Raw genomic sequence first — 14,232 nt, forward strand, 5'->3', positions numbered from 1 at the left:
GTAAATTGGCTCAATCGATCACTTGTTTAGATTTCAAAGATTGACTAATTAGTTTAACAATGTTAAGTTAGAGAACAACGATAAAAAAGAAAAAGCTTTATTAACTTGAAAGAAGAAGTTAAAGGTGGTTTCTTAATTCGTGAGCTGGAATTATATAAGAGCAAAGCTTAAAGGGAGGTTAAAAAATGTGCAAATAATGGGGTTCTGGAGGTAAAATTTTAAAAATTTAGAAATTTTACCTCCAAACAAAAGAACAATTTTACTCTTTTACGGCTATCGCTTCTATTTCAACTAAAGCATTTTTTGGAAGCGTCTTTACGGCAACAGTGCTTCTTGCAGGAAAATTTCCGCTAAAATATCGCTTGTAAATTTCATTTACTTTTACAAAATCATCCATATCGGCTAAAAATATCGTGGTTTTTACGATATTTGTAAATTTCATTCCCGCTTCAAGAAGTATCGCCTCTAAATTTTTCATGGATTGCTCGGCCTGCTCTTCAACGCTGACTCCTGCAAATTCGCCGTTTGGTTTTACGCCAAGCTGTCCTGAGATAAATAAAAATCCATTTGCCAAAACCGCTTGAGAATAAGGACCTATCGCTTGAGGAGCGTTTGTCGTATGTATTATTTTTTTCATTATTTCTCCTAAATTTATAGAATTTATATTTTATCTAGCTTAGCAAAAGACACGCAAATAACCTAAATTCGGCTTTTTATAAACAAAACCGCCTCATCGTCCGCAAAGCTAAATTTATATCTTTGAGAATTTTTCATCTCGATAGCCAAGTTTAACTTTCCTGTTATAAAGCCTCGTTTTGAGCTTAAATTTGATATTTCCGCATATCTTATGTCAAGTTCGGTCAAGTTCTGGCTAAAAGGAGCAAATTTCATAGAATTTTCGCCAAATTTCATCTCTCCTTTTATAGCCCCAAGAGCTCCAAAGACTCCTATATAGCTTGCTTGCACGCTTTTGCCTAAAAAATCTCTCACTATTTCTCCTAAATTTACACCGCATTATAACTATTTTGAGTCATCTTTCCAAACAAACAAGCCCAAATTTGATATAATCGCGCATTAATTATAAGGATAGATATGTTTTCACAGAAATATTATAGATTTATATTTGCATTTTTTATGTCTTTTACTATGTCATTTATCATGTCCGGCGTGCTTACATATATAAATTTAGGGCTTATAGACAACTTTTTTCTCATCTGGCTTGAAGGCTGGATGAAAGCTTTTGTAGTGGCTTACCCTTGCGTTTTATTCATAGCTCCCATAGCCGCTAAAGCTACAAAATCCCTCATAAGAACAAACGATGAAAGTAACTCTGGCACCAAATGAATTTTTAGATGATTACGTTTTGGGCGCGGAATTTGCTCTAAATGCGGGAGTCTCTTCAAACGCATACCTCTTTTGGAAAGGCGTGGTTTCAGCCAAATTTGAAAATTCTCGCACCGTTTTTCTTCACAAAAAGACTATTCCTGCTAAATTTAGCCACGTTTTGCCAAACTGCACGGACTTAAGCGGGTTAGTTTTAACAAGCGCGTTTTGCTCGCTTACCACGCTTGCGCCTTCACATTTAGTCAAAAAAAACAACTCCAAATTATACTCGCTCTTTGAATTTAAAAAAATCTGCGGGATAAAATTCATAAATTTAAAGAAATTTTACGACGATCTGGGGCTTGACTACGGATATAGAATTTATATAGAAAAGTGCAGTTTCTTCTCTCCCGCACCTCTTGAAAAGCGCATCAAGCTAACCGAAGCTATGTGCCTGGGATATTACTAAATTACAAATTTACTCAAATTTATATTTTAAAATATATAAATTTTCATAAAAATCGGCAAGAAATATAAAATTTCGTATAATCTACTTAACCCTAACTTAAAGGAGAGATGATGAAGAAATTTGCCGCTTTTATGCTTACGGCCCTACTTGCTAGCTCTTTGCTCGGAGACCAAAAGACCTATAAGCTAAAATTTGCTACGACTTATGAGAGCAACGTCCCTGTTTTAGGCGAAGTTCCTAAGAAATTTAAAGAGATGGTTGAAACCATGAGTAACGGTCGCATTGAAGTAAGGATTGATTATCCGTCCAAGCACAAAGCGCAGTTTGCCATACTTGATCTGGTTAAAAACGCTCAATACGACATCGGCTACACTGCGGGATATTTTTACAAAGGCAAAGATCCTAAGCTTATGCTATTTACGACCGTTCCTTTTGATATGAACGCATTAGAGCAGCACGCTTGGTATAGCCACGCAGGAGGCAAGGAGTTTGCTCAAAAAGTATATGGCGAGCACAATATCGTCCCTTTTAACGGCGGAAATTTCGGCATGCAAATGGGCGGTTGGTTTAAAAAAGAGATAAAAAGCATAGACGATTTAAAAGGGCTAAAAGTTCGAATTCCCGGGCTTGGCGGCGAGATAATGGCGCGTCTTGGAGTAAGCATAAACACAATTCCCATAGGAGAGCTTTATATGGCTCTTGAGATGAATACCATAGATGCGGTCGAGTGGGTAAGTCCTGCCGTAGATATAAATTTGGGCTTTGAAAAGATTGCTAAATTTTATTACACGGGATGGCAAGAGCCCGCCAGCGAAAATGAATTTTACATCAACAAAAAGTTATGGGAGAAGCTGCCAAAAGATCTTCAAAGCATAGTCGAAACAGCCACTAAAGCGGTTGCTGCATACGTCTTGGAGGCTGCGTATTATGAAAATTCCCTAGCCCTTCAAAAAATCCTAAAAGAGCATCCGGATGTGAAAATTTCATCTTTTTCGCCTGAGATAATAGCCGCTCTTAAAAAGGCTACGGATGAAATTTTAGACGAGCTTTCGGCCAAAGATCCTCTGTTTAAGGAGATTTTGGAATCAAGAAGAAATTTTATGAAGATTAGTAGAAAATGGACCGAAATTTCAGACTACACCTACATCAAAAATATGCAAAAATAACTCATAGTCCGATAATATCTCTTATCGGACGACTTGCTTTTAAATAGCCCAAAAAGCGAGATTCAAGCTCGGTAGTAAATTTATAAAACTCTTGCTATGTGCTCCCATTTTAACGCCTTAGCAAAATCAAGCGCGGTTTTGCCGCTATTTGTCTTTGCATTTTTATCCGCGCCGTTTTCAAGCAAAATCTCAACAACACCCAAATTCCCGGCTATAGCCTCATGATGAAGCTGCGTATATCCAAGCTCATCCACATCGCTTAGTATGCTTGGGTTGTTTGTTATATACTCTCTAACTTGATCTATCACGTTTTTACACATCGGGTGCTCGATCAAATTTTCAGGATACTCTTTTTGCTCATAAGCGACTAAAATATCGTTAAAATCGCCAAATTCAAACCCCCAAGCCAAGTCATGCTCGGCGCGTTCCTTATCGCTCATATTCGCACGCAAAGCATGCACGCTAAAGCCTCCGTAGCTTTTGTTGTCAATCACAAACAACCAGTCGCTAACCTCGCTTAGCGGCACTTTCACAAAATCGCCGTTTTTTATGTTTTTAACGTCATTTGGCTCATTTACCAAAATTCCGCTCACGTTTTCACCGTCAAATTCTATATCGTTGATCCACATATGCTCGCCGATCTCTTCGCCGTTAGCATCATCTTTAAATAATACTTTCACGCATGCGACGCTAACGCCCGGAACTATCCTTCGGCGATCCCAGTATAGCTCACGCCAAAAATATCCAAATGTATCGCGAGCCATCTGATAAGACCTGCTCATCGCATCTTGCTCGCTATCTACATAATAAATCGGCATCTTTTCGCCCGTGTCCTCTTGTCTTTGCTTGCCGAAAATTTTCTTAAAGAAGCTCACTTTAACTCCTAATTTTTGATATTTTTTGCAAATTTGTGCGTGATTTTAAAGCTTTAGCACTGACTTTCAACCATAAGCTTACTAAATTTAGCCACGGGATCGCTAGAGGATAATATCTCATCTATCATCTTTGAATTTATTGCAAAAACCCTTATTAAGCCCTCATTTATACTCTCTTCGTCGCTGTTTGCAAGCTCGCTTTGTATGCCTTTTAAGCCAAATAAAATGTCTTTTTGATAATCAAATTTAAGCACGCTTTGAGAGTCGTAAATTTCTTCATTGATATCGGCTGTAATGCTTGAGCCAAGCCTTAAAGCTAAATTTGAGATATACTCAAGTCCAGTTTCCCAGTCACTCTTTGCGCTCGGAGTTAAGATACGGATCTCATAGCTCTTGCTTTTGGAGTCATACCTAAGCTCAAATCCGCGTCCGCTCACGCCTCTTATACCCAAAAACAGATAACCGTCTTTAGGTATTTTAAACGAATAAAATTTTTGCTTGTTAAATTCCGGATCGTTTTCATCGAAGTTAAACTGCTCTAAACCTGGCAAAATTTCAAGTGCCTGAGCAACGTTTAAAACACTTTCGTAGCCGAAAAATTTCTTCTTGTTTTTAATTTTAAAAACAACACTCATTTTGGCTCCTTAAATAAAATTAAGGCTTTAAAGCGGCTTTTAGGTGGTCAAATTTAGCCGCTTGAATGCGATATAAAACTATAAATTAAAGCTGTTAATCATCTTCTTCTTCGATTTTCTTACGGACTTTCACGCTCAATATACTTGTGCCGTCCATTTTACGCACTTCGTAGTGGCAGTTATCATCCTCCGCTCTATCCCCCACTACAGGAAGCCTTCCGATGAGATTAAACACATATCCGCCAATCGTAAGCTCTTCGGTCTCGTCATCAAAGCTTATGCCCATAAGCTCTTCAACGCTTTCGATGTCAAATCTGCCGTTAAATTCGTAGATATTTTCGTTTATCTTTTTATAAAGAGGTCTTGCTTCATCATGTTCGTCGTTGATGTCGCCTAAAATTTCCTCCATAATATCTTCCATAGTAAGAAGTCCCGCCGTACCGCCGTATTCATCGACAACCAAGGCTGCTGAAATTTGTTGCTTATTCATCATAACGAGAATTTTTGAGATAGATAAATTTTCAGGCACGATTACAAATTCGCGCACTATACCGTCAAAATCTCGCTTCTTATCTACAAGATCAATCTGCAGGATATCGCGAATATGTATCATTCCAAGGATTACGTCCTTGCTTCCGTCTATATAAGGATAGCGAGTAAATTTCGAGTCAAACACGACTTTTAAATTCTCTTCGTAGCTTTTTTGCTTATTTATGCAGACCATATCGCGGCGAGGCGTCATTATCTCTTTAGCTACCGTATCGCTAAAATCGACCGCATTTTTGATGATCTCGGTCTCAAAGCTATCCAGTACCCCACCTTTTAAACTCTCTCCTACGATTATCTTTATCTCCTCTTCGGAGTGCGCAAGCTCGCTCTCTTTGGCAGGTTTTATGCCAAGCATTTTTAAAGATATCCACGCAAGATAGTCAAAAGTCTTAATAAGAGGCGAAAACACAACCCAAAACAGATGAAGCGGCTTTGCAACAAGAAGGGTTGATTTCTCCGCTTTTGCGATTGCTATGGACTTTGGTACAAGCTCGCCAAGCACAACGTGAAAGAGCGTAATGATAGTAAATGCGATAGCAAACGCAACGGTATGAACCACCAAGTCGCTTACGTCAAAATATGTTTGAATAGGTTTTTCTATAAGCCTAGCTATAGCAGGCTCGCCTATCCAGCCGAGTGCAAGCGAGCTAAGCGTGATACCAAGCTGAGTCGCGCTTAGATATGTATCAAGCTTGTTTGACATTTCGTAAGCGAGTTTTGCGTTTGGAACTTTATCTTTGATAAGCTCTTCTAGGCGGCTCTTGCGAACTTTTACGATGGCAAATTCTGATAAAACAAAGAAAGCATTAAGAAGCACAAAGAAAACTGCGAGTAAAATCATAAAATATGAATCGCTACTGGGGTGCAATTAAAATCCTTAGAAATTAAGATAAATCAGCATTATATCAAAAAAGCAAATAAATCTCAATCAAGCGAAAGTTCGTATTTTACTCCTATATCAAAAGACAAATTCGGCTTTTATGAGAACTAAATTAAAACTAGAATTTAGGCTCTCCGCTGTTTGATTTGGAGATATTTATAAAATCAATAGCGATCTTTTGACACGCGGTCTTATCGCGCTTATCAAGACAAAGAGCTTCAAGCTGCTCTTTGCTCATGTTTTTATAATTAGCAACGGTTTTATTATCCGCGCCCATATAAACCCACACAAGAGCAAAAACAACGGCTAAAACAAAGACAATTCTAAACAAATTAACCTCCTTAAATTTAGCTTTTAAAATGGTAGTAAATTTAAGCTAAATTTTGACTTCACACCAAGCAATCGATGAAATTTAAATGGAATTTATAAATGAATAGAAATTTAAAAGCAGAAATTCGGCTCTAAATTTGAGCCGAATTTTTAAGAAGGACTATTTAAACCTTTTGCCGTTTTTATATCTTGAGAAAATTTCGTAGCTGCCGTCTTTTTTAAAAGCTATCACGTCATAGTCCTCAACTATGCCACCTTGCTCCATCCCGGGGCTTCCAAGAGGCATACCCGGAACCGAAATTCCCACAACATCGGCAGGCTTTTTAGCCAAAAGCTCTTTTATATCTTCAGCAGGCACGTGCCCCTCTACGACATATCCGTCTATCACGCCCGTATGGCAACTTGAAAGCTCAAGCGGAACGCTATTTTTAGCCTTTAGCTCGATGATAGCTTCGGTCATATGCTCTTTTACCTCAAAGCCGTTTTGCTTCATTATGTCGGCCCAAAGCCCGCAACAGCCGCAACTTGGCGACTTATACACTTCTATCATGCCGCCCGCAAAGGAGCTTGAAGCAAAGGCGCAAACCGCAGCCAAACTCAAAAATAAATTTTTACTCTTTTTCATCCCGATCCTTTCTTAAAAAATAGCGCAATTTTATGAAAAAGTTATAAATTTAAGATTAATATTAAAATTTAAACTCATAACTTTTTTGCTATACTTTCACTTTTGAAATTCCATATCAACATCGGGACAAGATCGTGTTTTCATCTTTTTTTAAAAGCAAAAAATGGGCTGCTTGGGCTTACGGCGGCGTAACTTTGATATCGCTATCTCTTATCATTCAAACCTACTTAAACATACAGTTTAACGACTGGTATAAAAACTTTTACGACATCTTGCAAAATGCAAAAGAGCGCGATGTGCAGGAATTTTGGGACGGCATAAAGCTGTTTTTATATCTGGCTATGCCTTATGTATTGCTTCGGGTTTTTATATCGTTTTTTTCAAGCCACTGGATATTTCGCTGGCGAGAGGCGATGACTTTTAGCTATCTTAACTACTGGAGAAAGGTCGAAAAAGACGTAGAAGGAAGCTCACAACGTATGCAAGAAGATACTTATAGATTTGCAAAGATCATGGAGGATCTTGGAGTTGATATCTTGGATTCCATAATGACTCTAATCGCCTTTATCCCGATACTTTGGGGACTTAGCAGTAAAGTAAATTTACCCTACATCAAAGACATCCCGGGCTCTCTTGTGTGGATAGCTTTACTTATCAGCGTGGGCGGACTTATCATCTCTTGGATTGTAGGCATCAAACTTCCGGGGCTTGAATACAACAACCAAAAAGTCGAAGCCGCATTTAGAAAAGAGCTTGTTTTAGCGGAGGATAACAAAGTAAATTACGCTCATCCCGCTACGATAGTTGAGCTATTTACAGGGCTTAAATTTAACTACTCAAGACTGTTTTTACACTACGGATACTTTAATACTTGGCTTTACTCCTACTATCAAATTTTAACCATAGTTCCATATCTCATAATGGGCGGAGGGCTATTTACAGGGCTTATCACGCTTGGAGTTTTGGTTCAGGTAAATAACGCCTTTGCGCAAGTTAGATCAAGCTTTGGTGTTTTCATCAGCAACTGGAAGACCATAACGGAGCTTCGTTCCATTCACAAACGTCTAAAAGAATTTGAGCACAATATCAACTATAAAAAAGTCGGCTGGGAGTAGAAATTTAAGAAAATTTAGTATAATTTTTGAAATTTCATAACCTAAATTTAAGGATGAAAAGATGAAAAAATTTATACTTCCTCTTGTTCTTACTATGATATTTTTAGCGGGCTGCTTCGTAAGCTCAACAGGTGCCGGTGCGGTTGGAGCCGATAGAAGGCAGCTGTTTTTGATAAGCTCTGAGACGATGAATCAAAGTGCAAATTTAGCCTATGCCAAAACGCTTCAGTCCGCAAGACAAGAAAAAGCGCTAAATATAGATCCCGTGCTTACTAAACGCGTTCAAGCTATCGGTAAGCGCCTGATAGCACAAGTGGGAGCTTTTCGTGAAGATGCGCTTAAATGGGACTGGCAAGTAAATGTTATCAATTCAAACACGCTAAACGCATGGTGTATGCCAGGAGGTAAGATCGCCGTTTATAGCGGGCTTATCAAAAATTTATCCTTAACCGATGCGCAGATAGCGGCAGTCATGGGTCACGAGATAGCTCACGCACTAAGAGAGCATAGTCGCGAGCAGGCAAGCACGGATCAGCTCAAAAATATAGGAATTTTTGCCGTTTCAACCGCAGCAGGGCTTGGCGATACGGCAACGGGGCTTATAAATTTAGCTACCCAATACACCATAAGCCTGCCTTTTTCACGAAGTCATGAAACCGAAGCCGATCACATCGGCACAGAGCTAATGGCAAGAGCGGGATATGATCCGCACGAAGCGGTAACGGTATGGGAAAAGATGTCTAAAAAATCAGGAGACTCGGTACCTGAAATCCTAAGCACTCACCCTTCAAACGCAAGCCGTATAAAAGACCTAAAAGAGATAGCTAAAAAAGTAGAGCCTCTATATCTGGCAGCGCAAAAGGCTAATTAAAATTTGCAAGCGGATTTATGTGTACCGCTTGCTCTAGGTAAATTTTAATTAAAATTCTTTTTACTATTTTACAGGATTGATTTACATATTTACTCGTTTTAAAAGCGCTGAATTCGGTGCATATTTATTTTATGAAGATATTTCTTTGAAATTTAGCCGACAATAGAGGATAAAATAACCAAGCTTGATTACGCAAAGTATTTGGCAAATTTAATACAAATCAACATCTACTCGGGCGATTTAAGAGATCTAAGCGCTTGCTTTTACGGGCTTTTTGATGAATTTTTACCATGCGGAGATGGCGTGCATAAAGTATTTGAGCCGTTAAATTGCGGCAAGGAGCTACAAGATAGAATTATGCAGCTTTATGAAGCAAATAAAGCAAAAGCGAATGATTGGATCAAGGCGGGATTTAGCCCGATATTTTCACCTCCTCCTTCAAGCGACAAAGCAAGACTTACGGCGCTTGGCAAGGCTCATATAGAGGACATTAAAGAATTTGCCCATTTTATGCGAGATTAAGAGCTTCTTAAAGCGCTTAAAAATGTCCGTAAAATCGAAATTAAAGAGCAAAGAGAGGCGGTTTTTGAGCCTGTTTTAGAAGAGCTGATATACAAAGCCATAACCAAATGGCTAAATGAAGCGGAATTTACTGAAGAAAAAGCTTGGGTTTTAAAAGAGGCTTATAGATCGGTTACCGGAGATTTGCTGCTGGCAAACCACCTACTCTATCCTGCGCTTAAATACAAGCCTCAAAAGGATTTTTTAAAGAGTCGTTTTGAAATTTTCTTACTCGGACACTTTTGCGAATTTGATAAAAACAAGCTAAACATCTATCCGCCGGCAGTCTAAATTCGCTTTTAATTTAGCCTACAAGCTCAAAGTTAAATCTGTCCTCGTCAAATTTATTGCCTAAAAATTCGCACACTCTTTTAGCGTCTCTGCAAGCATTTGCTAGACAACTTGTAGCTCCCGGGCTTGGCGTCATATTAAAGATAATCCCATCTCCTGTGTTTATGCTGGCCTCGCCAAGCATCAGCTCTTTGCTCTTTTTATCAATCACTTGCGGGCGAACTCCGCCAAAATTTCTAGCATAATAAACATCATTGCTTTTAAGCGAAGGCACGATCTTTCTTGCCGCTTTTACAAATAAAATTTTATTTATCATAGGCACTTCATAGGCGAAATTTCTCATCACATACTCTCTTATATCGCCATCTTTAAAAAGCCCCGTAAGCACACTCATCACACTTGAATCAAGTCGCAAGCTCCTTACAAAATCAACAACCGTCGAATTTCCTCGGTAGCGCTCAAGTTTAGGCAGCACAAGAGCCGTAGGACCAAATCTCGTAAGCCCATCGGCTAGGATATCAGGATCGCCGTGGATAGCGGCAAATGGGAGTTTTGGATTTTGCACGGTATATACCTTGCCTCTTAACAGCCGCTTTTTGCTCATGTAAAAGCTTCCCGCGATAGGCAAACAGCTAAATTCAAGCCCAAGTCCCATCATGTGAGCAAGATAAAGCGAATGCGCACCGGCATTTACAACCACGTAATTTGCGCTAAATTTGCGTCCGTCGCGAGTTTGAACGAGATACCTATCGCCTTGCTTTTTGATACTACTCACCCAAGCGTCAAAAAACACATCGGTGGTCTTATTTTCTTCTTTTGCGTGTTTTATAAGGCTATTTGACATCTGTTCAAAATCAACAGTCGTATACTCGCCGCCGGTTACCCCCATGGCTAAGATCCGCTCTTTTCGGTCATCTCCGTCCATGCCCTGCACTACCAAAGGCTCGATTTTCTTTAGCATTTCTTTATCGAAAATTTCAAGCGAAGTATAAAGCTCTTTAAATTTATCAAACCTGTCTTTTATCGCTTCACATTCGGTTTCGCCTACTGCGATAACCATTTTTTGATGCGCGAACATAAATTTGTTTTCATAGCCGTGCATAAGGCCGTATCTTACAATCATATCGGCTGATTTTTTGACGGTTTTTGCTTTTTGGAAAGTATAATTAGTCTCTATGTCGCCGCAGTGAATAGTCTGCGAGTTGCTCGTGCCTTTTGAATTTAGAGTCGCGCAAGCGGGATACTTCTCTAAAAGCGCCATACGCCCTATATCCGTATAACGCGCAAGCTCGTAAAACAGAGCCGTCCCTGAAATTCCTCCACCCACAACCAAAACATCATAGTAATTTGACACGACTTACTCCATGAAAATTTAGACGAATTGTGCCAGATAATTCTTAAAATTTTATTTTATCGTTAAATATCACTTATAAAAGCAATTTGGGTTCGCTTGAAAGGCTCAAATTTAGCATAGACAAAAGCGCAAATTTTAGAAATTTAAGCTTTTTGAAGTTGCCTCATCAGCTCCTCATCGCAAATCGGACAATACTCATGCTCGCCCGCGATATATCCGTGCTTTGAGCAGACGCTAAATACAGGCGTGATCGTGATATACGGCAAGCGATAGTTATTTACGATGCCGCGCACCAGATCCTTGCACGCTTCAGGCGAGCTGATGCGCTCCTTCATATAAAGGTGAAAGACCGTTCCGCCCGTGTAAGCGCTTTGAAGCTCATCTTGCAGATCAAGCGCCTCGAAAGCATCATCTGTGAAATTTGCAGGAAGCTGAGTTGAGTTGGTGTAGTAGATATTTTCATCCATGCCTGCTTGCAAGATATCAGGATAGCGCTTCTTGTCTTCTTTGGCAAATCGATATGTAGTGCCTTCCGCAGGAGTTGCTTCAAGGTTATAAAGATTTCCCGTGCTTTCTTGAAACTGCCTAATTTTAGAGCGCAGATACTCAACCATCTCAAGAGCAAATTCTCGTCCGAATTCCGTAGAAACATCCTCTTTGTCGTTTGTAAAATTTCTTAAAAGCTCATTCATTCCGTTAATGCCGATAGTGCTAAAGTGGTTGTTAAAGTGCTTTAAATAGCGAGCCGTGTATGGATAAAGTCCGCGATCATACATCTCTTGGATAAATTTGCGCTTCTTTTCAAGGGTTGATTTGGCTAAATTTAGCAGATATTCAAGCCTTGTATAAAGCCCCTTTTTATCGCCTTTATAAAGATACCCGAGGCGGGCTAAATTTATAGTAACTACGCCTATTGAGCCCGTCATCTCAGCACTTCCAAATAGCCCTCCGCCACGCTTCAAAAGCTCTCTTAGATCAAGCTGCAAGCGACAGCACATCGAGCGAACGTGTCCTGGCTTATAAGCACTTTCGTTTGGAACGCGGTTGCCGTTTTCATCGGTTTTATACTGAGAACCGATGAAATTTTGAAAGTAGCTTGAGCCCATTTTCGCAGTATTTTCAAACAAAATTTGAGCCACTTCGCTATCCCAGTTAAAATCTTCCGTGATATTTACCGTAGGGATGGGGAAGGTAAAGGGCTGCGAGCACTTGTCGCCCGTAGTTAAAATTTCATAAAACGCCTTATCGATACGCGCCATTTCAGGCTCAAACGCCCCGTAAGTCATATCCGTAAGTTTATTAAATCCGCGCTCTTTTGCAAGCTTGTTAAGCTCCTCATCATCTAAATTTGAAAACAAATGTATATCAGTCGAAGTTGGAATTTGATCCTTCAGATCGCTTGGACAAGTGATATCTATAGTTACGTTAGTAAATGGGCTTTGACCCCATCTGGCAGGGACGTTTAGATTAAAAATAAAGCTTGTAATCGCCTTTTTTATCTCCGTATCGCTTAATTTATCTTTAAAAACATAAGGCGCAAGATAGGTGTCAAAACTGCTAAACGCTTGCGCTCCCGCCCATTCGCTTTGTAAAATTCCTAAGAAATTCGCCATCTGGCTAAGAGCTTCACGAAAGTGCTTAGGAGCCCTACTTTCAACTCTACCGCGAACTCCGTTAAAGCCTTCATTAAGAAGCGCTCTAAGCGACCAGCCAGCACAATACCCCGTAAGGCAGTCTAGGTCGTGGATGTGATAATCGCCGTTTCTATGCGCTATACCCTCTTCTTTTGAATAAATCGCGTCAAGCCAGTAGTTTGCGATGACCTTGCCTGCGGTGTTGTTTATAAGTCCTGCGTTTGAATAACTTGTGTTTGAATTAGCCGAAATTCGCCAATCCGTGCCGTTTATATACTCATTTATCGTTTGGGTTGAATTTATGTAAGTGGTGTCTTCGTTAAGTCCTAAAATTTGCTCGCGCTGCATTTTATGCGTATGGCGATAAAGCATGAAGCTCTTCATCACGTCAAAGTGTCCTGCTTCAAAAAGGGCTTTTTCGATGTAGTCCTGCACATCTTCAACGGTGATCAAATCTTTTTGCGCGACATCTTGCATCACATAGGCGAAAATTTTATCGTCATACTCCTTACTTTCGCTCTCAAAAGCCTTTTTGATCGCATCTTGAATTTTATAAGGAAGGTACTCTTGCCTTGTGCCGTCGCGCTTTAAAATTTGCTTCATAATCACCCTTTTTACACCGAATTTGTATGCTAGAATTTAATTAAATTGAAAGTATAAGAAAATCTGGCTTAAACTTTAATATTAGAGATGAAATTTATTTTATTTTTGATAACAGATTATCATTTATAACATAAAAATGACAATTTTTTAAGCTTTAAATTTTTATTAAATTATCACTTGTTTATAGCAAAATTTGATAATTATGCTCCTATTTAATCTTAAAAATAAATATTAATATTTATTTTTAAACATATTTAGCAAATTTTCTTAAATTTAGCTCCTAAATCGCCTGTAACCTAATTTAAATTCCAAATCAAGCCATTTTCACTAGCGTAAAGTCTTTGAATAAAAATTTATGGTCGAGGATTTAATTTATCAGGGCATTTTCATTGATATATGTCATTACAAATCAGACAATTTTTATCTAAAATTAAGAAAAATTTCAAAGGATACTTAATGGCTACAATCTACCCGTATATGAAAATTTTACATCTATTTTTTGCAATCATATTCTTAGGCTACATCTTTTTTGATGTCGTGATATTTAACTCTCTTAAATCAAAGCTCGGTGAAAATTTTAAGCAAACCAAGCAAGCAATAGGCTCAAAAGCGATCAAAATCATGCCGTTTTGCCTACTCGGTCTGTTTATCACAGGAGGCGCTATGATGAGTACTTGGGTCGGAAGTAAAGCCGGCGGGTATTTTCAAACTCCACTTCAGCAAATTTTCATGATAAAGGTCATTTTAGCTTTTGTCATAGGATTTGGCGTGATACTAAATTTATCAATGAATGCCATGGGGCTGGAGCCGTTTAAATTTATGAAAGAGAATTTGCACAAGATTGCTTTTGTGCTTGGATTTTTTATAGTGCTTTTTGCAAAGGTAATGTTTGTGGTTTGAGGTTTAGGGGTTAAAAGTAAAATTTAAAAGAAGGGGTCTTATGACCCCATA

Annotated in this window: 17 protein-coding genes; 8 read left to right on the forward strand and 9 right to left on the reverse strand. The window is 39.0% G+C overall.

The genetic code is table 11. The features are described 5' to 3' along the window. Positions 1 to 259: 259 nt before the first annotated feature. Both ACHJH3_RS10480 and ACHJH3_RS10485 read right to left on the reverse strand, forming a co-directional pair. Entirely contained in the window at positions 260 to 637 is a 378-nt protein-coding gene (locus tag ACHJH3_RS10480) for a RidA family protein (protein WP_407064755.1), read from the reverse strand. Between the two features lie 62 nt (positions 638 to 699). Further along, positions 700 to 990: a hypothetical protein gene (locus tag ACHJH3_RS10485; protein ID WP_169943151.1), complete on the reverse strand. Its 291-nt coding sequence runs from the start codon at positions 988 to 990 to the stop codon at positions 700 to 702. A gap of 102 nt (positions 991 to 1,092) precedes the next feature. Here ACHJH3_RS10485 and ACHJH3_RS10490 point away from each other — a divergent pair, with 102 nt between their 5' ends. From ACHJH3_RS10490 to ACHJH3_RS10500, 3 genes are all read left to right on the forward strand, one after another. After that, the gene (locus ACHJH3_RS10490) at positions 1,093 to 1,344 is read left to right on the forward strand and encodes a DUF2798 domain-containing protein (RefSeq protein ID WP_407064756.1); all 252 of its coding nucleotides are present in this window, start codon (positions 1,093 to 1,095) and stop codon (positions 1,342 to 1,344) included. Beyond that, the gene (locus ACHJH3_RS10495; RefSeq protein ID WP_407064757.1) at positions 1,319 to 1,792 is read left to right on the forward strand and encodes a cysteine permease; all 474 of its coding nucleotides are present in this window, start codon (positions 1,319 to 1,321) and stop codon (positions 1,790 to 1,792) included. The genes ACHJH3_RS10490 and ACHJH3_RS10495 overlap by 26 nt, the downstream gene beginning before the upstream one ends. Before the next feature lie 110 nt (positions 1,793 to 1,902). Continuing rightward, on the forward strand, positions 1,903 to 2,958 hold the full coding sequence (locus ACHJH3_RS10500; RefSeq protein WP_169943154.1) for a TRAP transporter substrate-binding protein: 1,056 nt from the start codon (positions 1,903 to 1,905) through the stop codon (positions 2,956 to 2,958). An 80-nt stretch (positions 2,959 to 3,038) separates the two neighbouring features. Here the strand turns inward: ACHJH3_RS10500 and ACHJH3_RS10505 are convergent, their stop codons facing one another. From ACHJH3_RS10505 to ACHJH3_RS10525, 5 genes are all read right to left on the reverse strand, one after another. Beyond that, positions 3,039 to 3,833: a DUF2314 domain-containing protein gene (locus ACHJH3_RS10505; RefSeq protein ID WP_407064758.1), complete on the reverse strand. Its 795-nt coding sequence runs from the start codon at positions 3,831 to 3,833 to the stop codon at positions 3,039 to 3,041. 53 nt (positions 3,834 to 3,886) lie between these two features. Then, positions 3,887 to 4,468 (reverse strand): DUF4299 family protein, encoded by a 582-nt coding sequence (locus tag ACHJH3_RS10510; RefSeq protein ID WP_407064759.1) that lies wholly within the window; start codon positions 4,466 to 4,468, stop codon positions 3,887 to 3,889. Between the two features lie 94 nt (positions 4,469 to 4,562). Next, positions 4,563 to 5,885: a hemolysin family protein gene (locus tag ACHJH3_RS10515; RefSeq protein ID WP_407064760.1), complete on the reverse strand. Its 1,323-nt coding sequence runs from the start codon at positions 5,883 to 5,885 to the stop codon at positions 4,563 to 4,565. A 130-nt stretch (positions 5,886 to 6,015) separates the two neighbouring features. Next, positions 6,016 to 6,228, reverse strand: coding sequence for a hypothetical protein (locus ACHJH3_RS10520; RefSeq protein ID WP_407064761.1), 213 nt, complete (start codon positions 6,226 to 6,228; stop codon positions 6,016 to 6,018). Between the two features lie 159 nt (positions 6,229 to 6,387). Further along, a complete protein-coding gene (locus ACHJH3_RS10525) occupies positions 6,388 to 6,852 on the reverse strand; it encodes a DUF411 domain-containing protein (protein ID WP_407064762.1) in 465 nt (154 codons plus the stop codon). A gap of 134 nt (positions 6,853 to 6,986) precedes the next feature. Between ACHJH3_RS10525 and ACHJH3_RS10530 the strand changes: the two genes are divergently transcribed. The 4 genes from ACHJH3_RS10530 to ACHJH3_RS10545 all read left to right on the forward strand — a co-directional run bounded on the left by ACHJH3_RS10530 (position 6,987) and on the right by ACHJH3_RS10545 (position 9,690). Beyond that, complete coding sequence (locus ACHJH3_RS10530) at positions 6,987 to 7,967, forward strand: putative transporter (RefSeq protein ID WP_173030362.1); 981 nt, start codon at positions 6,987 to 6,989, stop codon at positions 7,965 to 7,967. A gap of 61 nt (positions 7,968 to 8,028) precedes the next feature. Further along, complete coding sequence (locus tag ACHJH3_RS10535) at positions 8,029 to 8,838, forward strand: M48 family metallopeptidase (RefSeq protein WP_407064763.1); 810 nt, start codon at positions 8,029 to 8,031, stop codon at positions 8,836 to 8,838. Between the two features lie 201 nt (positions 8,839 to 9,039). After that, positions 9,040 to 9,360: a hypothetical protein gene (locus tag ACHJH3_RS10540; RefSeq protein ID WP_407064764.1), complete on the forward strand. Its 321-nt coding sequence runs from the start codon at positions 9,040 to 9,042 to the stop codon at positions 9,358 to 9,360. Between the two features lie 183 nt (positions 9,361 to 9,543). Beyond that, positions 9,544 to 9,690 (forward strand): hypothetical protein, encoded by a 147-nt coding sequence (locus ACHJH3_RS10545; RefSeq protein ID WP_407064765.1) that lies wholly within the window; start codon positions 9,544 to 9,546, stop codon positions 9,688 to 9,690. A 13-nt stretch (positions 9,691 to 9,703) separates the two neighbouring features. Here the strand turns inward: ACHJH3_RS10545 and ACHJH3_RS10550 are convergent, their stop codons facing one another. Further along, positions 9,704 to 11,044 (reverse strand): FAD-dependent oxidoreductase, encoded by a 1,341-nt coding sequence (locus ACHJH3_RS10550; RefSeq protein WP_407064766.1) that lies wholly within the window; start codon positions 11,042 to 11,044, stop codon positions 9,704 to 9,706. Between the two features lie 143 nt (positions 11,045 to 11,187). Then, positions 11,188 to 13,281: a ribonucleoside triphosphate reductase gene (locus ACHJH3_RS10555; RefSeq protein WP_407064767.1), complete on the reverse strand. Its 2,094-nt coding sequence runs from the start codon at positions 13,279 to 13,281 to the stop codon at positions 11,188 to 11,190. Between the two features lie 456 nt (positions 13,282 to 13,737). On the opposite strand from ACHJH3_RS10555, the gene ACHJH3_RS10560 reads away from it, so the two are divergent. After that, positions 13,738 to 14,181 carry a copper resistance protein CopD gene (locus ACHJH3_RS10560; RefSeq protein WP_407064768.1) on the forward strand — a complete coding sequence of 148 codons (444 nt, stop codon included), beginning with the start codon at positions 13,738 to 13,740 and terminating at the stop codon, positions 14,179 to 14,181. The last annotated feature ends 51 nt before the right edge of the window (positions 14,182 to 14,232 follow it).

The organism is Campylobacter canis, from assembly GCF_045504005.1.
Lineage (GTDB): Bacteria > Campylobacterota > Campylobacteria > Campylobacterales > Campylobacteraceae > Campylobacter_A > Campylobacter_A canis.